The organism is Finegoldia sp. P1-F-LS (assembly GCF_052932205.1).
On sequence record NZ_JBRFJH010000001.1, the window covers coordinates 356,002 to 379,563 of the forward strand.

Sequence of the window (23,562 nt, forward strand, 5' to 3'; positions counted from 1 at the left end):
TTATTTTAAATAAATGAAAGTAGCTCCAAGACCGCCTTCATTATATCCTGCATCTTCAATCTTTTTGACTCTTTTATCACTTCTTAAGTATTCTCTGATACCTTTTCTAAGCATGCCAGTACCTTTTCCGTGAATGATATTTACTTTTTTCAAACCAACAATTACACAATCATCAATGTATTTGTCAAGCTCGTATATAGCTTCCTCGATATTTTTTCCTCTTAAATCAATTTCACTTTTAATATCAGAATTAGCTTTGTTTTTTATTATACTTTTAATGCTTTTTGATGATTGAATAACTTCTTTTTCTTTTATTTTTTTCAAGTTTTTAACATTGGCATTTATTTTTAATATACCCACTTGTACCAATAAATCACCTTTTTTATCAGGCTCTGAAACAATAGTACCTTGTTGCTCTATGCCTAGAATTTCTACTTCGTCTCCTAATTGAAGTTTTTGTTTCTTGGATGTTTCATTCAAAAGTTTTTTATTAGAACTCTTTTTAATCCTTTTATTAAATTTGTTTTCGACATCATTTGCTACTGTTCTAGCATCAGATTCTTTTTCCAAAAATTTTAATTTATTGATAAGCTCTCGTGACTCTTCCTTAGCTCTCATATAAATTTCATTAGCATTTTCTTTTGCTTCATTTATTATTTTTTCTTTTTCTAGTTTTGTCTTTTCTATTTCTTTTTCATATCTATCACGAAGTTTCAATAAATCTTCTTTAAGTTCTAATTGTCTTTGTTTATCTTCATCAATTTGCTTCTTTTTAGATTCGATATCAGATAAAACATCTTCAAAATCTTTATCTTCTTGAGATAAAATTTCCTTTGCATTATTAATTATATCATCATCTAGACCAAGTCTTCTAGAAATTTCAAAAGCATTTGATTTGCCAGGAATTCCAATTCTCAACTTATAGGTTGGTGATAAAGTGTTTACATCAAATTCAACAGAACCGTTTTTAACATACTTTTCTGTTAACGCGAATATTTTAAGCTGAGAATAGTGAGTTGTAGCAATAGTTCTGATTGATTTATTCAAAAATATTCTCAAAATTGCAATTGCTAATGCTGCACCTTCCGTTGGATCTGTTCCTGCTCCAAGTTCGTCAAAAAGTACAAGAGAATTGAACGTAATATTATTTACAATGTGCACAATATTTTTCATGTGAGCTGAGAAAGTGGATAAAGATTGTTCTATACTTTGTTCATCACCAATATCCGTAAAGATATTATCAAATATTGCAACTTCAGAATTTTCATCTACAGGAATTAATATTCCTGATTGTGCCATTAAAGTTATTAATCCAACGGTTTTAAGCGTTACTGTTTTACCACCTGTGTTAGGTCCAGTTATTACCAATGTATTATAGTCATCACCTAAATAAATACTTATTGGAACAACTTTTTTCTTGTCTAACAAAGGATGTCGTGCATTTTTAAAATTAAAATATCCATTTGTATTTAATTTTGGATTAGTAGCATCAATTTCTATAGCATACTTTGCTTTTGCAAATATGAAATCTAATTTTGATAAAACATCTTGATCCACAAAAATCGAATCCTTCACATCGTAAACTCTATCAGAAATTTCTTTCAAAATTCTTATGATTTCTTCTCGTTCTTCTGCTTCTAGCATTCTCAATTCGTTATTTAATTCTACAACTTCCATTGGTTCAATGTAAACTGTTTGACCAGAAGATGAATGGTCGTGCACTATTCCTTTGAAGGATGATTTATGTGAAACCTTAACAGGAATTACATATCTATCGTCTCTCATAGTTACGATATTTTCTTGTAATGCTTGGTCATTAGAAGACAAAATACTATTTATTTTGTCCCTAATATTTTCAGTCTTTTGTCTTTTAGTTTGTCTAATTCTTGCAAGATTTCGACTTGCATTGTCACTAATTTCGTCTTCAGAAATTATTGCATTATTAATAGTTGCAACTAAACCGGGTTCTTCTACTAAAGAATCCATCATCGCCATAATCATTGGGTAATTTTCGTGATTTTCGTCAGATTCTCCAGCGTATCTTTTAATATCGTGAACGCTATTTAATATTTGACCAATTTTCAACAAAACTTCTGGAACTATATATCCACCTTTTGATACATGCATTATACTCGCTTTCACATTTATAATCTCATATATCGGAGGATTAGAAAATTTGTAAATCATACTCATAGCTTCATAAGTTTCATCCAAACTTTGTCTGATTTCATCTTCTTCTATCATAGGTTCCAATTTATTAGCAATGCTTTTTCCTAATTTAGACTTGCAAAGTTTTTCTATTTTATTTTTTATTTCATTGTATTCAAGTGTGTTTAATGTTTTTTTGTCCATTTATAAAATTCCTTTTTTAAAATGAAATTCATTAGATTTTCCAGTTGCCTTTTTATTTTTTCTAATTGAGTATAAATTAAAATCTATATCATTCTCATCTATCTTAATTCTATCACAAGAATATATCAAAGAGTAATCATCCTTCCTTACAACTCTATATTTAGAAAAATCTCCTTCAATAAAGCAATCATTAAACTTACAGAATTCACAATTTTTACCGTTACATTTTATAATTCCAGAAAAAGGACAATAAACAGTAACCATATTAATCAAGTTATCTTCAACTACCAACTCAAAATTATAATTTGAATTATCTACAATTTCTTTAATTTCAGATTTGTTTAATTCAACAGATAATGTTATTACATCTATTCCCAAATCATTTAAAATTTTTGCAGAGAAAGTATTAAATACATTCATTTGATAATCACTTACTACAAAATTCGCATTAATATCTTTTGCTATATTGATATCTCCGATATTATTAATTAAAAGTTTGGATACATTATTTTCTTTGCACTTTTTAATAAAATTATCAGTTTTTTCTTGATTCAAAAATCTTGGAACTCTGACAATATATTCTGATGAAATCTTATCGCTATAGCCATTTACTTCTTCTACATAAACAATTTTATTAATTGAATTTTTAGTAGTATTGTTTTCTATTGGATTATTTAAATGTACTAAATCAATATTTTTTTGTTTTCTATGATTAAAATTAGCTTTTTCGTCCAAATAAAATTCAATAAAATCCCTTCTTACTTGATTAAGCTGACTTTTTGATAAGAATAGTCCAGCGTCTAATACAATCTGCAGTTCAGTAATATTTACTGGGTAATTACCCGTTTTTAAAACTTGATTTCGAATAAATTCATCATCTATAGGCTTATTTTTTGCTTCATCGCAAATTATATTTGTTTTGTATTCGAGTCCATTTACAAATATTTGAATTGGTTTAGATTTCTTACAAATGAATTTTACATCTAAATCAAAACAAACATTTTTTTCTTCATCTGACTTTTCGACTATTTTAATATGACTAACTCTTTTTACATCAGAATTTTCAAGAGCATCAGTTATATTTTTAAATGAAACGATACTATTTTTCTTGTAATCTTCAGTTAATGTTAATGGAAATGTATTTTTCCCGTTGAAAAGTATAAGGATATCTTTCTTATAAACATCTTCTATAAATTGTATTTTACCTTTTCCAATGATTTTCCCTACTGAGTGTCCTTTAATTTGATTTTTTCTTCCAAGTTCTACATAATCATATCCATTTGTATTATTAATTAAACCTTTTGTAAATCCGCGATTTTTAACTTCATCCAAATAATAACTGCAATTACCGTGGTCTAATTTTTCTCTGTACGATGTTACAACGGAATAAACATATTCTTTGGATTTCATTCTTCCTTCGATTTTTAAACTATCGCAATATTTTGCAATTTCATCGACATTTTCAATAGTGCACAAATCTTTTGGACTAAGATAAGATAGTTTTGAATTTATCGTTTCGTTATCTAAAATAATCTTATAATCCTTTCTGCAAGGTTGAGCACATCTTCCTCTATTCGCACTTCTATCTCCATTTAATGAACTCATCAAGCATTGTCCTGATTGACACACGCATAATGATCCATGAATGAAAACTTCAATCTCAATATCACAATTTTCCCTGATATTTTTCAATTCTTCTAAGTCAGTTTCTCTTGCTAATACTATCCTTTTAAATCCAATTTCTTTAGCAATGATTGCACCGTTCAAATTATTAATATTCATTTGAGTAGATGCGTGCAAATCTAATTCAGGAAATAACTTGTTAACAAGATAAGCTAGACCAATGTCCTGCACGATTAGTGCATCAATATCGATATTGTATAATCTGTTTACGTAATCAATAGCCTTGTGGATTTCTGATTGTTTGATAAGAGTGTTTAATGTTACATAAACTTTTACATTTCTTAAATGACAATATTTTACAACTTCCTTAACATCCTCAACAGTAAAATTTTCCGCATAAGCTCTTGCGGAAAATTCTTTTGTTCCAAGATAAATAGCGTCAGCTCCTGCGGATACACTCGCTTTTACCATGTCCCAATTTCCGCAAGGAGCTAATATTTCACTAATCAATGATTTCATCTCTTTGATAATCCATTAAAAGATTTTCTAACTTATTCTTTTCAAAAGCTAGTTTGTTATACTCGTCTTTTAAATCTTTGTATTTTGAATTTAACTCATTATTTTCTGTTTCGTAAAATTCAATTTGCTTTTTTAAATCATCTATAGTTTCCCTTTCTTGTTTAAGTTTACTATTTAAATCTGATGATTTTTTCTCATATTGTGATCTTATATCATTAGAATACTTCTCAGTTTTTTTCTTAATCTCATTTATTTCTTTTTCAGAGTTTTCCTTGATTTCGTTGTATTGCTTAGTCATTTGTTTTAGGTTAGTTTCTTTAATCACTAATTTTTGATACAACTTTTCGCAGTCATTTTTTAGATTTGAATAATCTTTTATAATCGGATCATTTTCATTTTTATAGTCTTTTAATTCAGTTGTTAAATTATCGTGAGTTTCTGCCAAATTCATAAGAGCTAAGATAGTCGCGTTCAAAGTCGTTAATTTTGAATTTCTGTTTTTGCAGTCTTCTATATCTTTATTAATCTTGTCAACTATCTTGTCTGTATCTTCTTTAGATTTTTCAGTAACAATATTGTAAGTTGAACCTTGAATTACAACTTGTAATTTGTTCATATATACTCCTACTTTCTCAATGTTGCATTGAATTTTTGTTCTAATGAATTTAAAATTTCTTCTTGTATTTTTTCAATAATTTTATCTTTTAATGTTTCGTCTTTTGATTGATAAATTATTCTGTAAGCCAAGCTCTTCTTGTCATTATCAACATGTTCACCTTTATATTCATCGAACAAGTAAACATTTTTAATAATGCCATTAGAATACTTTAGAATTTCTTTTTCTATTTCTATACTTTCCAATTGCCTATCAACTACAAGAGCTATGTCCCTTTCGATTGAAGGATATTTACTAATAGGTGTGTAAATCTTTTTGAAATCCATGTGTTTTATTAATTCTGTAAAATGAATTTCTCCAACATAAACTCTATTATCAAAGTCATAGTTATCTCTTACTTCATAGCTAATTTCACCAAATGTTGCAATTAATTCGCCATTTACTAGAATATCAGCACATCTACCACTATGGTAAGTTTCATTGTCTTTATTTTTTACGATTTCATAATTATTAATTCCCAATTCGTTAAATAACGCCAAAATCATAGCTCTAACATCATAGAAATCATAATCTCCGTACATTCCCAAAGCTAATTTTTTAGTTTCGATTCTTTCGCTTCCAACCAAGTGGAAAGTATTACCCAATTCATAAACACAAATATCTTTAATTTTATTCTTATAATTTTTAGATAAAATATCCAAAATATTTGGTATTATTGTGGATCTCATAACTGAGAAATCTTCTCCCAATGGATTGATTAGTTTGATTAATTTGTCATCATCCATTTGAACCATTGCTTTTGAATAAGATTTAGGACTAATGAATGAATACGATAATACTTCAAAAGTATTCATAGAATACAAAGCCTTCTTTGCATTGTCTATGGCAATTCTTTCTTCGCTTTTGATTCCTCTTTTCAATTTACCAACAAGAGGTTTCGCACCAATTTTTTCAAATCCATAAATTCTTCCGACTTCTTCAATTAAATCTTGATAAATAGATACATCTTGTCTGTGGAAAGGAACTTTTACCATAATATTTTCTTCATCTTCTGAAACTATTTTAAATTCTAATAATTGCAATATATTTTTAATTTCTTCATTAGAAATATTAGATCCTAATAAATCATTACATTTTTTATAAGAAAGTTCCACATCATCAAGATGTTCTTCTTTTGTAATTACATCAATTGAATTATTAATAACTGTAGCATCTGTAATGTCTTCAATCAATTTGCAAACTCTCAGTGAAGCTAAGTCACATAGTTGTTGGCTTACTCCTTTTTCAAATCTTGTAGAAGCATCAGTTCTTAAAGACAATCTTCTTGAAGAAAGTCTAATTGTATCACTGTCAAAACTTGCCGCTTCAATAAGCACATTTTTAGTATCTGATGTAATTTCTGAATCAAAACCGCCCATAATTCCAGCTATACCTAATGTGTTTTCTCCATCACAAATTATAACATCATCGGATAATTCACGTTCAACATCATCTAATGTTGTGAATTTTTGTGAGCCAGACTCTTTTACGACAATTTTTTTATCTGCAATTTTATCCAAATCATAAGCATGGATTGGCTGACCAGTTTCTAACATTACAAAATTTGTAATATCAACTATATTATTTATAGGTCTAATTCCTGATTGAATAAGTCTATTCTTTATCCATTGTGGGCTGTCTGAAATTTTTACATTTTTTACAACTCTAGCCACATAACGTGTGCACTTGTCAGTTTGAATTTCTACTGAATTTACATAATCTTTAATATCGTCTTCAAAGTTTTTAATTTCTATTGAAGGATATTTTATTTTTTTACCGAAAGATGCAGCGTATTCTCTTGCCATTCCCAATACTGACAAGCAATCTGGCCTGTTAGGAGTGATTTCAAATTCAATTATAGGTTCATTAATTTCAAGTGCTTCAGTAATAGTTTCACCAATTTTATTTTCAGATAAAACCGCTATTCCATCTTTGGAGTTTTTATCTACAACAGAAGTTTCAAAACCCATTTCTTCAAAACTTGTCAACATACCAGGGCTCATAATTCCTTTAAGGTCAGCTTCTTTTAAAACAATATTTCCAGGAAGAGTTGCATCTACTTGTGCATAACAAACATACATATCTTCTTTTATATTTTTTGCGCCTGTAACTACTTTTATATCTGAATTTCCTGTATTTAAGGTAACTATAGATAATTTATCTGCATTTGGATGTTTATCAATTTTCTTAATTTTAGCTACGATTAATTTATCATTTAAATATTTACTTTTATCTATAACTGATTCAACGTGACTTCCTGTTTCTGAAAGTCTATCTGTAATAGTTTTTATTGTTTCGTCTACATCGACGTAATATTTAAGCCAATTAATAGGTAATAACATACTTCCTCCTAGAATTGTTTCAAAAATCTCTTATCATTATCGTACAACAATCTTATATTGTCGATTTTGTGTTTTACCATTGTAATCCTGTCTACTCCCATACCAAAAGCAAATCCGGTATAAACTTCAGGATCAATTCCGCAATTTCTTAAAACATTAGGATGTACCATACCACATCCTAAAAGTTCCATACTCCAACCTGTATCATTACAACTTGGGCAACCTTTACCTTTACAATCGAAGCAAGTAACGTCAACCTCCATTGAAGGTTCAGTAAATGGAAAATAATGTGGTCTAAATCTTGTTTCTATTTCTTCACCAAATAAGTTTTTAATGAAAATATTTATTGTATCCATCAAGTTAGCCATAGTAACGCCTTTATCCACAACCAAGCCTTCGATTTGATGGAACATTGGAGAGTGTGTGTCATCCACATCATCAAATCTAAAAGTTCTTCCTGCTGAAACCATTCTAATAGGTGGTTTTTGTGCTTTCATCGTTCTAATTTGTACACTTGATGTGTGTGGTCTAAGTACAGTTTTATCATCCAAGTAAAAAGTATCAGATAGTGATCTTGATGGATGATATTTTGGTGAATTCAATAAATCAAATGTATTTTCAACTGTATCAATTTCAGGACCATCTACAATATCAAAACCCATTGTTTGGAACAGATTTTCCAATTGTATTATCGTTTCATTCAATGGATGTTTGTGAGAAATTTCTCTTACACCTCTGTTTGCAGTTACGTCTAATTCTTCTTCTTTTAATTTAATCTTTTTTTGTTCTTGTTTTAATTGTTCAAATTTATTGGATAACAATTCTTCGATTTCAGATCTAACTTCATTTGCTAGTTGACCCATAACTGGTCTTTCTTCTTTAGAAAGTTTTCCCATATTTCTTAGAACAAGAGTCAAATCTCCTTTTTTCCCAAGAACTTTTACTCTAATATCCTCCAATGATTTTAAATCACTAGCATTGTCTATTAAACCGACAGTTTCTTCTTTAATTTTTAAAATTTCTTCTTTCATTATTTTCTCCTTAAACAATAAAAAAATCTCTCATCCCCTATGGGACGAAAGATTGTATTTCCGCGGTACCACCCAATTTATGATAACATCACTCGTAAGTTTAACGGACTCTATACGACCATAATGGCAACTTCAAAGCGAACCAACAAAATTCAATAAATATGTCACACCAACCCATATCTCTCTGTATATCTAGTTTTGTATTTTCTTCTTCAACATTTTTAATTATTTTATAATATAACTACTAATTTGTCAATTTGGATAAATAAAACATACTCAAACTAGCAGCTATAGAAGCATTTAATGATTCTGTTACATTATCCATAGGAATTATCAAAAACTCATCAGCGTATTTTTTTATTTCATCGCTAATTCCATTTGCTTCATTTCCAATTATTAGAACGTGCTTTTCTTTGTTTTTAATTTCCAAAATACTTCTGGAATTTTTCTCCAAAGATGTCTCGTATATTTTAAACCCATTTGATTTATACTTCTCAAGCACATTTATATTTTCATAAGAAATATTCATTCTAAATAAGCTTCCCATAGCACTTCTAATAGTTTTCGAATTATAAATATCACAACTATTATTAGATAGAACAATTTTATTGTAACCAAAAGCTTCAGCACTTCTGATTATAGTCCCCAGATTTCCTGGATCATTGATATTTTCTAAAAAAAGAATTTGATCTGACTTTACATCTTTTTGCTCAATAAAACTAACCACACAAATTATTCCTTCGGGATTATTCATTTCACTGAGACTGTTGAAAGTTTTTGAATCAAAATAGACACATTCATCAAGAAAATTTTCACCTTCTCTTATTATGACTTGTTTGATATTTATATTTGATTTAATTGCTTCTTGATAAAGCTTGTAGCCTTCTATGACAAATTCATTGTATTTTTGTCTATATTTCTTCTTATAAAGTGATTTTACATGTTTATATATTTTATTTGAAGTAGAGGTTATCATCTTTATCGCCTGTTTCAGTAATCTTATCCAAATCCTCATTTGATCCTATTACTATCAAATAGTCTTCAAACTTAACTGTATAATTTGGTGAAGGGTTAATATTCATTTCCCCATTGTTCTTAACTGCAACAACGTTAATTCCATACTTGCTTCTTATTCCTATATCGATAAAATTCTTTCCAATCCATTCTTTTTTAGGAGTAATCTCCGCAATAGAATAATCATCAGTAAATTCAATATAATCAAAAATTTGATCACTAATCAAACTTTTTGCCAGTCTAACGGCCGAATCATTTTCTGGAATAATTGTCCTGTCTGCACCAACTTTTAGCAAAATATTACCGTGTAACGTATCTTTTGCTTTAGTTATTACCTTTTTAACACCCAGTTTTTTACAAACTACTGTTGACAAAATTGATGCTTCAAAGTTCGAAGAAATAGCAACTATAGCCACATCAAAATTTCCAACACCGACAGAACTCAATGAATTTTCTGTTAAATGTTCAATATACACTGCATGAGTAACTATTCTACTCATTTCATCAACAGTATCTTCATTATTATCTATTAATAAAACTTCGTGGCCTGTATTGGATAGTTCGATAGCACATGCTCTGCCGAATCTACCACAGCCAACAACTACAAATTGTTTCATAATTAAACCTAACCTATTATAATATTTTCGTGAGCTTCTTTATAAGCTTTTTTGTTTTTTGTATTGGATAAAGCATAAAGTATTGTTAAAGATCCAACTCTTCCAATATACATCGTTGAAATTATTAAAATCTTAGAAATACTATTGATTCCTGGAGTTAAGCTTCTAGTTAATCCTACTGTACCAAAAGCACTTACTACTTCGAACACTACATCCAAGTATTTTGCTTTGTCTATAACTAAAATTGCAAATGTTACAAAAATTACCCAAGCCATTGACAAAGTTATTATTGCTAAAGCTTTTTTAACTTGAGAAAATCTAATTCTTCGATTAAAAACTTCAACATCTTCTTGACCTTTAATTTCGCTCAAAGCTACAATAATCAATAATGCAAAAGTTGTAGTTTTGATACCACCTGCAGTACCTGCTGGGGATCCTCCTATAAACATATTCAAAATAGATAACACGCTTGAACTGTCTAGCAATTTCGATTGATTAATTGATGCAAAGCCTGCTGTCCTCAATGTAATTGCTTGGAAAATCGAATTAGAAATTTTATCGATAAATCCCAAATTCCCAATTGTTCCCGGGTTTGAAAACTCCATAGCAAAAATTAAAATCGAAGTAATAGATAACATCAAAATAGTTGTTGTAAGTACAATTTTTGAATGCAAAGAATATTTTTTAAATTTAAAGTTATTATGTAATACATCAAGTATTACGTTAAATCCAATACCACCTATCACGATCAAAAGTCCAATTATCAATAAAACAAATATATTAGTATTAATATCAATTAATGAATTTGGCCCCAAAATATCAAATCCAGCATTACAGAAAGCTGAAATCGAATGAAAAAAACTATAAAATACTCCTTTAAAACCATATATTGGAACAAATTTTGTCATTAACAAAAAAGCACCAATTGTTTCAATCGAAAAAGTAGAAATCAGTATATATTTTATTAGTTTTACCATTCCTTGCATGTCAATACTATTTGTTTGTTCTTTGATAATTAATCTATCTTTTAAAGTGATTCTTCTACCCATGACAAGAGCAATTAATGTTGCAAATGTCATAAATCCAAGTCCGCCCATTTGGATTAATATTATTATAATTATTTTTCCTAAAACGCTCCATGCACTGTAAGTTGCAACTGTAACAAGACCTGTTACGCATACTGCTGATGTCGCTGTAAAAAAACAATCAATATATGGAACTCTTGCTGTATTTTGACTAATAGGAAGTGACAATAGTAAAGATCCTATTATAATCAAAAAAAGGAAACTTAGAATCAAAACCAAAGGCGGATTATCTTCTAAATATTTTTTTAAATGTTTCATAAACAAATCATACTACAAAAAAATTTAAAAGTAAAACGAATTTTTAAACATTCAACAAAAAAGAGTTACTTATTTTATTCAAATAAATAACTCTATGATTAAATGAAATTATAATAATTTAATTCCTAATTTATTACACTCTACTAACATTTCCTTTGGCCAGATAGAGGATTGAACTTCACCTATATGTGCTTTTTGTAAAAAGAACATACAAATTCTCGATTGACCTATTCCTCCTCCAATTGATTGAGGTAATTCATCGTTAAGCAACATTCTATGATATTCTAAATTTTTCCTATCATTGTTTTGTTTTTTATCTAATTGATAAACTAGTCTGTCTTTGTCAACTCTAATTCCCATAGAACTCAATTCAAGACAATTATCTAAAACGGGATTATAAACTAAAATATCTCCGTTTAGACTCCAATCATCGTAGTCTGGAGATCTATCAGAATGAGATTTACCTGATTTTAATGCATCTCCAATTCCAATCAAAAACACAGATCCATATTTTTTAGTAATCAAATTTTCTCTTTCTTCAGGGGTATTATCAGGATACATCTCTTCTAATTCTTCAGTAGTTATAAAAGTAATTTCATCTTTAAGTATTTTTTCATAATCATCGTATGAATTAATTAGCATTGTTTGTGTATCTAAGAAACATTTATATATATTTCTTACAGTTTCCTTCAAAAATTCTAAATTTCTATCTTCATTTGAAATTACTTTTTCCCAGTCCCATTGGTCTACATATAATGAATGAGTATTATCACATAATTCAGAAGGTCTGATAGCGTTCATATCAGTATAAATTCCTTCTCCTACAGGAATATTGTAGTTTTTCAAAGCTATTCTCTTCCATTTAGCTAATGACTGTACTATTTCTAATCTACTCATAGTACCATCTTCCAAAAATTCAAAGCCAACAGGCTTTTCAACTCCATTTAAATTATCGTTGATCCCAGTATTAGCTCTAACAAATAACGGTGCAGATACTCTTGTCAAATTTAAAGTTTCGGCTAACCTATATTGAAAAAAATCTTTAATTATTTTAATTGCTTTTTGTGTTTCTAATAAATCCAAAGAGGACTTGTATCCTTTAGGTATTTGTAATTCCATAATTCTCTCCTTATTAAAAAATTAATCATATTTTATTATTATATCAAACCTGTCCAATATGTAAAATAATTTTTGTGAAAAGAATTACATGAACTAAAAAAAGCACCTTAAAAAGATGCTTTTTGAATTATTCATTCTCGTTTTCTGCAGTTTCCATATTTTCTTCAGTCACTGGTTCAGTCTCAACGGAAGATTGTTTTTCGAATTCTTCATTGTATTTATTGATAACTGCTGTTTCAATTTTTTCTCTTGCTGGAGAACTAATAGGATGAGCTATGTCGCGATATCTATCGTTTCCAACTTTTCTGCTAGGCATAGCTAAAAATAAACCTTCTTCTCCCTCAATCACCTTAATGTCATGAATCACTATCTCATCATCAAAAGTAACAGAAGCGATTGCCTTTAGTCTGTTATCAATATTTAATAATTTAATTCTAACATCTGTAATTTGCATAACCTCACCACCTTGTATATTATTTATATAATTATATCGCTAAATAAGTATTTTGTAAATAAGTGTAAATATTAAGCAAAACATTTATATATAATATATTTTTGTGAGATTAAGTTGTCATTACTTATTATTCATTTTCCAATTTTAAATAAATATTTTTCAACTTTTCACCGATTCTCTCAACACTTCGTTCTTTAACATATTTATATGCTTCTTCAACAGTAGAATTTTTGCCATTAATTATATTAATAATTTCATTTTTAAACTCTTCATTGGTCTTTGCTTTAATCACTTCTTTACCATCGGTAAACATATCTTCATAAATTTTTATGTCTCTGACCAAAACTTTTATTTTAGATGCAAAAGCCTCTAATAGTACAATTCCTTCAGTTTCTTCTCTTGTCATAAATAGGAACAAATCACTTCCATGATAACAATCTACCAATTCTTTTTGGTCAACATATCCAGCCATAATTACATTATCTGGTCTGTTTTTTATTGCTTTTTTAATGTGAGTAGTTTGGAGTTTAGCATTAGTGTGCCCGAACCAAATAAATTTATATTCTGGAAGTTCTCTTGCAACTTCTATAAAATCGTCAAGTCCTTTTCTCTTCATCAAATGACCCACAGAAATTATAACTTTATCATCATCTTTTAAGTTATACTTATCGCGAAATCTCTTTCTGCTATTTTCATCACCCTTGAATTTATCTAAATCAATACCATTTGATAGATTGTATATTTTTTTATTAATCCCATACCCTTCGAGTATATTTTTAGAATATAATGATGGAGTTATAATAATATCTCCAATGTTATAGCAACTTATAATCCATTTTTTAAAAAGTCCACTTAATAAGTTTGCTCCGCGAAAAGAATTTCTAAAATCCTCCATAGTGGAATGTCCATAATAAATAACTTTCTTGCCTTGTTTCTTTGCTTTTCGTCCAAAAATTTTAGATTTAGGCATTATAGTATTTATGTGAACAATATCGTAATCTTCATTTTCGTCAGTTGTGTAGTCAATATTATTTAGTTTCAGAGCTTTTTCCTGGTGTTCGATAGCTTGACCAACACCACTTTGCTTTACTAAATCATAATCACCTTTATATATTAAAATTTTCATCTATATTTAAATCCTTAATATCAGTTTCTTGAATAATACTTCCAGTCCCAGTGAATAAAGCGCTATTGACATAGGCTTTCCTAATATAATTATCCAGAAATATTTTTTAAATTTTATTTTTGTTGTTCCAGCAATGTAACATAACATATCATCCGGGGCTATTGGAAAAAATATTAATGCTGCAAATACATTATCAAATCTATTCTTTTTTGTAAGAATTTTTATGTATTTGTTATAAGCTTTTTCTCCAAAAATTGCTATAATCAAAGGAGTACCGTATTTTCTACCAATAAAAAACACGATGATTGATCCTATACAAATACTAACGTAATTGTATACAAATCCCATCCATGGTCCAAATAATATTACTCCACCCAAGCAGGTGATTCCGCCGGGAATAATTGGTATAATTACTTGCATAATTTGAAACAAAATAAATATCAAAGCAGCAGATTTTCCAAACCTGTTCATAAAGTCCTGAAATTTATCGATATCTTTTAATATTCCTGTTCTCCATGCGTAGATCATAACACCAATACTTATAAGTATTCCTATAACATTTAAAACATGAATAATAATTTGAAATTTTCTATTGTCAGATTCGATTATCCTATTGAATAGATTTTGCATATTCTTCAATTACCTTTTTATATATCTTTTCTATCTTATTAGCGAAAGAATCTTCAGTATAATTTTCATCTACTAATCGCTTACAGTTTCGTCCCATTTCGCATCTTAACTCTTCATTATCCAAAATTCTATTCAAATACTCTATAAACTCTTCTTCAGTATCGTAACCAAATCCTGTTTTGCCGTCAATTAACACACCTTCCAGGCAATCATCATGTCTGCAGATAATTGGCGTTGAGCAGGCCATAGCCTCAATAAAAGTCAAGCCTTGTGTTTCCGATGTAGAAGCTGATACGAATACATCTGCTTGTGAATAGAAGTTTCCTACTTTTGATGAATCAATCATTCCAGTAAATATTATTCTATTTTTTATCTTCGAGTTCAAGCCAATCTCTTTTAACTCTGTTAAAAATGGTCCAGCGCCCGCAATAATAAATACTATATCATCTCTTTCAATGTTTTCAAGATAATTAAGAATTTCAGTTATATTTTTTTCTTTACCAATTCTCCCTAGAAATAGAATTATATGCTTATCTTTTGGAATCTTATAACCACTTCTTATATCAAAATCATCGCACTCAGATAATTTTTGAACATTAATACCTGTTGGAACTACATATATTTCTTCGTGAATATTATAGTCTTTCAATAAATTATATATTTTCTTAGTCGGAACTATCACACCGTCAGTAAATCTAATTATTTGTTTTGTGAACTGTTTGGCAAGTTCTTTACCAATTTTCTTATTTAAAGAGAAATAATGTGTATAATCTTCGTAAACAGTGTGGTAAGTATGCAAAAGTGGAATATCAAGGTCTTTAGCTATTCTTCTCGCTTGAATAAACATAGTAAATTCTGTCTGTGAATGGACAATATCTGGTTTCCACTCCATTATATCTTCATAAAATCTATTGTAAAATAATTTATTCATTCTAGCATCAGGATAAAATTTCCCAGCTCCTAAAGAACCCATATAATAAATGTCTTTTTCTTTTTTAGAATTAAAACTATCTGAAAAAGTTAAAATTCTAACATCATGTCCCAATCTATTTAAAGCTTTTTTTAATGATTCAATAGAAGTTACCACTCCATTTATAGTTGGTCTGTATGTATCTGTAGTTATTAATATCTTCATAAAACACCTTCCACATAAGATTATAACATAAATGAAATGCATCTATTTGTTACAATATTATTACATTTTCTATAAATAAAAAAGGAATTAATAACTAATTCCTCTTATAGCTTACATATTAAATAATTCTTCTATTTTCTTCATTAAATCATCGTGTAGTTCTTTATTTTCTTCTAAAAATTTTATAGTTTCATCTTCAACTTCTTTTAATCTTTCTTTAGATAAATTCTTCTTTCCATAAGGATATATAACTGTGTTTTCTTTTTCGATATGCTTTTGTAAATGTCTTCTATAGCCCATCAAATTTCCAATAACTTCAACAAAATTTTCATCAGATTTATCATTTTCATAAGCTTTAATACTTTGGCCCAAATCAAAAATTAGTCCCCTAGCTATCTCGTGTTCAACTAGCATACCGTTTAAAATCATAACTTGGCCGATTCTTCCCAAATCTTCTTGCATTTTTTTGAAAAGTATTTCTTCTTCTTTTCTATGGTGAAATTTATCCGCATATTCTTTCAAAATAAATATCAATGATTTTACAAAATCAACATTTATATTTTTGCTATTAATAAACTCAATAGACTTTTCTTTCATTAAATCAATTATTTTACTTATATTTTCGTGTTCTTTTTCTAAAACTAATATACTATCCATACTATCACTCCTCTTACATTATAATTATAATATAAAAACACTAAAAATGTAGTAACATTAGTTACAATAAAAAAACGGCGCTTTAAAACGCCGAATTTAATTAATTTTTAGTACCTGGATAATCTGCTAAATTGTTCATGTAGTATGTCAGTGTATACAAACTTTCATCGAGATGTACATTTTCCAATACAACATTTTTTGGTAATTTTAAATCTAATGATGCAAAATTCCAAATTCCTTTTATTCCACCTTCTACTAGCTTATCGCAAATTTCTTGAGCTATTTCTGTTGGTAGGGCAATAACAGCGATTTCCGGTTTTTCCTCTTTAAGATACTCTTCAAGTTTATCGATATCTCTTATTTCGTAATCCGAAATTTTAGATCCCACTTTCTTACCGTGATCAAATACATCAACAATATTAAATCCTGAAGATTTAAACCCTTTGTAATTCATTATGGCTTTACCTATATTTCCGCAACCTAAAATTATTGCTCGATAAGACTTGTTAATTCCCATAATTTTTTCTATTTCTGATTTTAATTCTTCGACATTGTATCCGTATCCTTGTTGACCAAAACCACCAAAATGGTTTAAATCTTGTCTGATTTGAGAAGCAGTTAATCCTGTTATGCTACTCAATTCTTGACTTGATACTCTTATTATTCCCTTTTGCTCGATCATTCCTAAATACCTATAGTATTTTGGAAGTCTCTTAACAACAGCTAATGATACTCTTGCCCTTGCCATATTATCACTCCATTCATTGTTATTAATATAATTATATCAAAAAGATATTTTAATTTCAATAATTCTGAAATTAATTTGAATATCAAAAAATCAAGCAGACTTAGCTGCTTGATTTTTAAAATTATCCTATTAATTCTGATTTAGTTTGTCCAATTTTACCTTTTTTAATAACAAATACTGTAAATAAAACTACGAATATGAAACCTACAATATAACTTGCTAAGTATCCATCCATTCCTAATCTCTTATCAAGTGATAATCCCAAATCAGCATGCGCAATATAACTTGAAACTATAAATGCATAAAACATTCCTGGTATCATTGTTATAAAGTAATTTTTCTTATTGATATATAAATATACTGTAATCAACATTAAAGCAAATACAGCTACCAATTGATTAGTAAAACCGAAGTATCTCCATAATAAGTTAAATCCATTTCCATTTGTCTTGGCAAAATAAAGAATCGCGATAGCAAAAACATAAATGAGTAAGCTTAACAAAATTCTATTTTTAACGGATTTTTGACTTATATTGAATTGTTCACCTATCATTAAACGAAGCGATCTAAATGCAGTATCTCCACTTGTAATTGGTAATACAATTACTCCTATAATTGCAAACAAGCCACCAATTTTGCCCATAAAAGTTTTAGAAATTATACCAACCATTAAAGTAGCGTTAGTATCCAGTGCTGTACCTCTATTGAAAAGTACCATAGCACCTGAAGCCCAACACATAGCTATAAGTCCTTCTGCAATCATCATATTGTAGAATGTTGATCTTCCTTCATGTTCATTTTTTACAGTTCTAGAAATAAGTGTAATTTGTGATCCGTGAAATCCAGAAAGAATTCCACAAGCAACTGTGATAAAAAATACCGGAATAAAACTTTGACCCAAAGGATGCTTACTTAATAAAACCCCTTCAGTAATATTGTGCAAATTAGCTCCGCCATCTAGGAAAACGCCGCCTAATACACCAATAGCACTGACTATTAAAATAGCACCAAAAATAGGATAAACTCTTCCTATTATCTTATCAATCGGAAAAAGTGTAGCTAATAGATAATAAATCAAAATAATTCCATATACAACCCAAATTATTCCACCGTCGACATCCATATGTAGAATGTCATTAACAATTAAATCTCCTGGAGTATAAATAAACACTACACCAACTAAAAGCATTAATATCCAAATAATAATATTATAAACTTTATTAGTAGTTTTTCCCATATACTTTCTTATCATTTTTGGAACTTGAGCACCTTCATTTCTCATAGACATCATTCCTATGAAATAATCGTGAGTTGCTCCCGCTAAAACACATCCAATTGGAATAGTTAGAAACGCTATAGGCCCAAATAAAATACCTTGAATCGGTCCTAAAATAGGTCCAGTTCCTGCGATATTTAGAAGTTCAATGAGTTGATTCTTCCATTTTTTCATTTCGACAAAGTCTACACCATCAGCCATTGATATAGCAGGTGTTATTCTATCGTCTGGTTGGAATACTTTTTCGCAGTATTTTCCATAAAAATAACCGCCGACAAATAAAATTAATATACCGACTATAAATAAAATCATATTTCCCCCTAATTAAAAAATTACTATGATATTATAATATAAAGTCTATTAAAATTCAAAGAAAAATTTTAATTGAAACTTACTCATCACCATTTTTTCTTATTTGATTCAAGTGATAATTTCAAGTTTTCATTTATTGTATTTTTAAATAAAAAACAACGACTTAAAAATCGTTGTTTTTAAAAAATTTTCTATTTGCTTTCTAATTCATCTAACAATTGCTTCAAGGTTTTGTGAAAAACAGGATGTATAAAAAATTCAGCAAAATCATTCAAAGGTTCCAACACAAATTTTCTATCTTGAACATAAGGATGAGGAATTTTCAAATCATCAGTATATATTATTTCTCCATCACAAAATAAAATGTCGATATCTATAGTTCTTGGTCCCCATTTTTCGTGTCTTTCTCTGCCTAAATCCTGTTCGATTTTTTGAGTTATCTTAAGCAAATCTTCAGGTTCTTCATATGATTCTATTTCTAAAGCACAATTTAGAAAATCTTCCTGATCAGTTTTTCCCCAAGCTTTTGTAATATACATTTCAGACACGTTTTTCACTTCAATACTATTTGTGTTTTTCAATCTATCAATAGCAGAATTAACGTATTCTTGTTTGTCTCCAATATTAGATCCAATCCCTAAGAAATATCTTCTTTTTTTCCTATTAACTGTCACTTTAACTGTATCCAGTGGCAAATTAATAGGAGCCCATGGTTTTTTTATTTCTACAGAAAGTTCTTGTACAATTTTATATTTTTCAAATATAAACTCAACTAATTTGTAAGCTACAGTTTCGATTAAATCTATAGATTCAGATCGAAAATAGTCGTAAACTTCTTTGCTCAAAATTCCATAATGTATAGAATCTTCCAAATTATTTGATGTTGCGCCTTTTTTCATATTGTATCCCATTCTTAATGTCACCAAAAATTTTTGGCCCAATTCTTTTTCAGATTGAAATACTCCATGATTAGCGTATATTTCTAAATCTTTAACTAAAAGATAATCCATTACTTTCCTTCTCTTTTTATAGCCAAAGCCATTCTCATTGCATCATAGTTTTGTTTTACATTATGAACTCTAAATATCGAGCAACCATTCATTACTCCAATGGCTGTAGTTATTGCTGTTCCAAAATCCCTATCAGTTGCTACATCAATTCCCATAGCTTTTCCTATAAATCTTTTTCTACTTGTACCTAGTAAAACTGGATATCCCAAATCGACAAATTCTTTAATCCTATTCACAACCGATAAATCTTTTTCATAATCTAGTGCAAAGCCTACTCCTGGATCCAATATGATTAAATCTTCTCTAATTCCTGCTTTTTTTGCCAATTCTACTGACTCTAATGTTTCTCTATTCAAGTCTTTCATTAAATCATTATAATGATTGTTGTCTTTATTGTGCATTAATATTACTGGTATATCTAGTTCTTTAGCAGTTTGTGCCATTTTAGGATCAGATTTCAATCCCCATATATCATTTAAAATATCAGCACCTTCTTTAACAACTTCTCTTAAAGTATCAGCTTTATAAGTGTCCAAGGAAATTGGAACATCGAAATTTTCTCTTATTTTTCTGATAATAGGAATAACTCTTTCAAGTTCTTCTTCTGTTGATAATGGAGTGTAACCCGGTCTTGTTGATTCAGCACCAATATCTATTATGCTAGCTCCATCTTTTATCATTTCCTCAACGTGTTTAACAGCTCTATCTACATCATTCCATTTCCCTCCATCTGAAAAAGAATCTGGGGTGACATTCAAAATTCCCATGATATACGCGTCGTTTTTAAAATCAAACTCTTTGTTTCTAATTAACATTTTGTATCCTCTCAATAAATAACCGTTTTATTTTTCTTCTCTTCTGACCAATTGCAAATACTTCTAGCAGGACATCGAAAACACATCCTAGACAGCTTGTCTGCTTTGTAAAAAATTTCTATAAATCTATCGTCATTTTTTTCTTTAGTTCTATGATTTTTAATTGCATTTATTATTCTTTGTTTAGAGATATCGTCAAAATTTAAATCTTTCAAAATTTCTTTTGCAATTTCTTGAGATAATATGCTGTGATTGATCCCTGTATCCACTTCATCAGCTCTTCCCAAATCATGTAGAAGCGCTGTAACATATATTAAATCTTTGTCGATATTCAAATTTTCTTCTAAATTAATAATATAGCAGATTCTAGCAACATCCATAAGATGAGAAAAGTCGTGTTTACAAAACACACGAGTTTTCTCATCATTTTCAATTTTATTTATTTTTTCGTTAAATATTTTGTGATTAAGGACTATATCTGTGTTTTTCATTATAATCCCATTAATCTATATGCTTCATTCTTTAAATCCAAATCTTCTTCAAAAGCTCCTCTTGCTACTGAAGTCATTGTAGAAGTTCCAGGTTTTTTTACTCCTCTCATATTCATGCACATGTGCTCTGCTTCTATAGTTACTAAACATCCTTTGCAGTTTAAATATTCCATTAAAGCATCAGCTATTTCAATATTCAATCTTTCCTGTAATTGCGGTTTTTTTGAATACACATCAACTGTTCTAGCTAATTTTGACAAACCTGCAACTCTTTTGTTAGGAATGTATGCAATATTAACTTTCCCCCAAAATGGTAGTAAATGATGTTCACACATAGAATAAAAAGGAATATCCTTTTCAATTACCATATTGTCATCAACTATTTCAAATGATTTTGACAAATGTGTTTTTGCATCTTGGTTTAACCCACTGAAAATTTCTTCATACATTCTAGCAACTCTTTGAGGTGTTTCCAACAACCCTTCTCTGTTTGGATCCTCACCAATTGCTTCTATTATCATCGATACTGCTTGTTCTATTTTTTCTTTTTCCATTTAAATCCCTTTCATATAAAAAATATAAGAGCACTCGAGAGTGCTCCACAAAAAAAGCATTATCCTATATTTAAAAGATAATGCTCCCACTAATTCATATTATCAGCGGAAGCGGCATTGATATCGCAATGATTTCGTTAATGGGCAACTCCCTATCCCATTACACTAAACGCATCAACCCTACTCTGTTAAAAATATTATACCACACTTGTGTTTTTTAATCTTGATATTTTAGCCCATCATAATGAAAATAATCAATCATATCATCATCTTCATAAATTATTATATCCGATGGCTCCCTGTTCCTTTCAGCTACGTTAAAGCAATCTTCAAGTTTTGCATATTCTACAGCTCTACAAGTATTTTGAACTGCAAAATCATAATTCCCATCTTTGTACTTTTCAATAAAATCTTTTTTTGTTAAATCATTCATCTTCTTTTTTCTTCCTATTCTTCAAATATTCTGTATAAGTTTTTTGCATTAATTTTTCAATTTCAGAAAAATCCATATTTATTCCAAGCTTTTCTCTTTTTGCAATATAATTCAAAACTTCAATATAACTCATAGCCAATGCAGTTGTCATTATTGATGCTGTTGCGGCAGAAATCAATCCCCCAGCAATGCTTCCTATTCCCGGAATAAATTTTAATGCATTGGTAACTATAAATCTTCCTGCAAAAGTTGCTCCTCCAGTTCCTCCTATCGCCGCAATAATTGAAGCTACTCTTTGCTTATCCATAGATATTCCAAATATAGAGTTAATGTGAGCTATCATTCCAATTTGCATAGGCACTAATAATGATGCATCCGAAAATGGTATAGGAACAAATCCAATACCAAAAGCTGTTTTTATATATCTTTTTGCCCAACGTCTTGCCGTTTTAACTTTTAAGTCAATGTCGACATGTTGGGCATTAATAAAAGAATTTTTAATTTCCTCATCCAAAAGATCAAAACTTTTAGTCATCAGCTCTTTTAACCCTTTTTCTTCAACAACCATATCATTAATTCGGTATGGTTTCGCAAGTATTTCTATAATATCAGCTACATTTAAATCGAGATTTTCGATATATTCTTTTAACTTTTCAGAATTTTCGCCTAATGATTGTGTCAATACTATGATTACTGGTGCAAATTGTTTTAAAGAATTAATCAAAGCTATTTCAGAATCTTCTATCCTAGCTCCATTCGAGTTGATACAATAATATATTAAATGAATTTTATCTTTTGCTCCATTATGTTCTAAGTCATTTAAAAGAGTTGTAATTTCAGCGAGTACTTCTCTTTGATTTTGTGCATTAAGTTCAAGCCCTTGGGTGTCATATAAATTAATAGGAATATTTTCTTTTGTAATTTTTTGTAAATATTTAGTGACAGGCTTCCCTATTCCAGTTTCTGCTAAATTATCTCTAAACATTCCATTAATTAGTGTTGATTTACCAACTCCGGTTTTTCCTACCAAAAGAATATTAATTGGAGTCATTTTTTTTATTTCTTCACTTGTTTTACCAAGCACTTCGTTTATTAAATCGTAATTATTCATTTTCTCACCAACTTAATTAATATATACCCGATATTCATTTTCAACTAACATCTTTAATTTTTTTCATAGATAATTTATCATAACAAGTGCAACATAAAATAACTCATAGCTAATCAGCTGTGTTAATATGTAAGTGACCAAACAAAACATATTAAAAGGAGCGATTAACTATGAGCTATAACCATATTACCATAG

At 29.0% G+C, this 23,562-nt stretch carries 22 protein-coding genes, 1 riboswitch and 1 other annotated feature; all 22 genes read right to left on the bottom strand.

Annotation, left to right across the window (positions count from 1 at the left end; translation table 11 throughout):
* The gene (locus ACU68Y_RS01990; RefSeq protein ID WP_446755284.1) at positions 1–2,352 is read right to left on the bottom strand and encodes an endonuclease MutS2; all 2,352 of its coding nucleotides are present in this window, start codon (positions 2,350–2,352) and stop codon (positions 1–3) included.
* Positions 2,353–4,494: a DUF3656 domain-containing U32 family peptidase gene (locus tag ACU68Y_RS01995; protein ID WP_446755285.1), complete on the bottom strand. Its 2,142-nt coding sequence runs from the start codon at positions 4,492–4,494 to the stop codon at positions 2,353–2,355.
* Positions 4,478–5,110: a coiled-coil domain-containing protein gene (locus ACU68Y_RS02000; protein WP_002837957.1), complete on the bottom strand. Its 633-nt coding sequence runs from the start codon at positions 5,108–5,110 to the stop codon at positions 4,478–4,480. Before ACU68Y_RS02000 ends, ACU68Y_RS01995 begins: the two co-directional genes overlap by 17 nt.
* A gap of 8 nt (positions 5,111–5,118) precedes the next feature.
* Positions 5,119–7,491 carry a phenylalanine--tRNA ligase subunit beta gene (pheT, locus tag ACU68Y_RS02005; RefSeq protein WP_446755286.1) on the bottom strand — a complete coding sequence of 791 codons (2,373 nt, stop codon included), beginning with the start codon at positions 7,489–7,491 and terminating at the stop codon, positions 5,119–5,121.
* Positions 7,492–7,499: 8 nt separating this feature from the next.
* Positions 7,500–8,522, bottom strand: a complete 1,023-nt coding sequence (gene pheS, locus ACU68Y_RS02010) for a phenylalanine--tRNA ligase subunit alpha (protein WP_446755287.1) — start codon at positions 8,520–8,522, stop codon at positions 7,500–7,502.
* Positions 8,523–8,559: 37 nt separating this feature from the next.
* Positions 8,560–8,747, bottom strand: a binding site (T-box leader).
* Positions 8,748–8,766: 19 nt separating this feature from the next.
* Positions 8,767–9,498 (bottom strand): TrmH family RNA methyltransferase, encoded by a 732-nt coding sequence (locus ACU68Y_RS02015; protein ID WP_094225687.1) that lies wholly within the window; start codon positions 9,496–9,498, stop codon positions 8,767–8,769.
* A complete protein-coding gene (locus ACU68Y_RS02020) occupies positions 9,476–10,153 on the bottom strand; it encodes a potassium channel family protein (RefSeq protein ID WP_002837876.1) in 678 nt (225 codons plus the stop codon). The genes ACU68Y_RS02015 and ACU68Y_RS02020 overlap by 23 nt, the downstream gene beginning before the upstream one ends.
* 8 nt (positions 10,154–10,161) lie before the next feature.
* Positions 10,162–11,496, bottom strand: coding sequence for a TrkH family potassium uptake protein (locus ACU68Y_RS02025; protein WP_446755289.1), 1,335 nt, complete (start codon positions 11,494–11,496; stop codon positions 10,162–10,164).
* 108 nt (positions 11,497–11,604) lie between these two features.
* Positions 11,605–12,615, bottom strand: a complete 1,011-nt coding sequence (asnA, locus tag ACU68Y_RS02030) for an aspartate--ammonia ligase (RefSeq protein WP_316516507.1) — start codon at positions 12,613–12,615, stop codon at positions 11,605–11,607.
* Between the two features lie 127 nt (positions 12,616–12,742).
* On the bottom strand, positions 12,743–13,069 hold the full coding sequence (gene spoVG, locus ACU68Y_RS02035; RefSeq protein ID WP_002837910.1) for a septation regulator SpoVG: 327 nt from the start codon (positions 13,067–13,069) through the stop codon (positions 12,743–12,745).
* A 127-nt stretch (positions 13,070–13,196) separates the two neighbouring features.
* Entirely contained in the window at positions 13,197–14,195 is a 999-nt protein-coding gene (locus tag ACU68Y_RS02040; RefSeq protein ID WP_002837904.1) for a glycosyltransferase, read from the bottom strand.
* Between the two features lie 6 nt (positions 14,196–14,201).
* Entirely contained in the window at positions 14,202–14,825 is a 624-nt protein-coding gene (locus ACU68Y_RS02045; RefSeq protein WP_002839116.1) for a TVP38/TMEM64 family protein, read from the bottom strand.
* Complete coding sequence (locus tag ACU68Y_RS02050; RefSeq protein ID WP_060790511.1) at positions 14,806–15,960, bottom strand: glycosyltransferase family 4 protein; 1,155 nt, start codon at positions 15,958–15,960, stop codon at positions 14,806–14,808. Before ACU68Y_RS02050 ends, ACU68Y_RS02045 begins: the two co-directional genes overlap by 20 nt.
* A 111-nt stretch (positions 15,961–16,071) precedes the next feature.
* Positions 16,072–16,617 carry a hemerythrin domain-containing protein gene (locus ACU68Y_RS02055; protein WP_060790510.1) on the bottom strand — a complete coding sequence of 182 codons (546 nt, stop codon included), beginning with the start codon at positions 16,615–16,617 and terminating at the stop codon, positions 16,072–16,074.
* 100 nt (positions 16,618–16,717) lie between these two features.
* Positions 16,718–17,365 carry a redox-sensing transcriptional repressor Rex gene (locus ACU68Y_RS02060; RefSeq protein ID WP_002837881.1) on the bottom strand — a complete coding sequence of 216 codons (648 nt, stop codon included), beginning with the start codon at positions 17,363–17,365 and terminating at the stop codon, positions 16,718–16,720.
* Positions 17,366–17,486: 121 nt separating this feature from the next.
* On the bottom strand, positions 17,487–18,953 hold the full coding sequence (locus ACU68Y_RS02065) for a carbon starvation CstA family protein (RefSeq protein WP_060790509.1): 1,467 nt from the start codon (positions 18,951–18,953) through the stop codon (positions 17,487–17,489).
* A gap of 191 nt (positions 18,954–19,144) precedes the next feature.
* Positions 19,145–19,963, bottom strand: a complete 819-nt coding sequence (gene folK / locus ACU68Y_RS02070; RefSeq protein ID WP_316449416.1) for a 2-amino-4-hydroxy-6-hydroxymethyldihydropteridine diphosphokinase — start codon at positions 19,961–19,963, stop codon at positions 19,145–19,147.
* The gene (gene folP / locus ACU68Y_RS02075; protein WP_316449417.1) at positions 19,963–20,778 is read right to left on the bottom strand and encodes a dihydropteroate synthase; all 816 of its coding nucleotides are present in this window, start codon (positions 20,776–20,778) and stop codon (positions 19,963–19,965) included. Before folP ends, folK begins: the two co-directional genes overlap by 1 nt.
* An 11-nt stretch (positions 20,779–20,789) precedes the next feature.
* On the bottom strand, positions 20,790–21,269 hold the full coding sequence (locus ACU68Y_RS02080) for an HD domain-containing protein (RefSeq protein ID WP_154274281.1): 480 nt from the start codon (positions 21,267–21,269) through the stop codon (positions 20,790–20,792).
* The gene (gene folE / locus ACU68Y_RS02085) at positions 21,269–21,823 is read right to left on the bottom strand and encodes a GTP cyclohydrolase I FolE (RefSeq protein WP_446755907.1); all 555 of its coding nucleotides are present in this window, start codon (positions 21,821–21,823) and stop codon (positions 21,269–21,271) included. Before folE ends, ACU68Y_RS02080 begins: the two co-directional genes overlap by 1 nt.
* Before the next feature lie 101 nt (positions 21,824–21,924).
* Positions 21,925–22,013: riboswitch (THF riboswitch) on the bottom strand.
* Positions 22,014–22,040: 27 nt separating this feature from the next.
* Positions 22,041–22,256 carry a hypothetical protein gene (locus ACU68Y_RS02090; RefSeq protein ID WP_002837906.1) on the bottom strand — a complete coding sequence of 72 codons (216 nt, stop codon included), beginning with the start codon at positions 22,254–22,256 and terminating at the stop codon, positions 22,041–22,043.
* Positions 22,249–23,367, bottom strand: a complete 1,119-nt coding sequence (locus ACU68Y_RS02095; RefSeq protein ID WP_012290687.1) for a YcjF family protein — start codon at positions 23,365–23,367, stop codon at positions 22,249–22,251. Before ACU68Y_RS02095 ends, ACU68Y_RS02090 begins: the two co-directional genes overlap by 8 nt.
* Between the last annotated feature and the right edge of the window lie 195 nt (positions 23,368–23,562).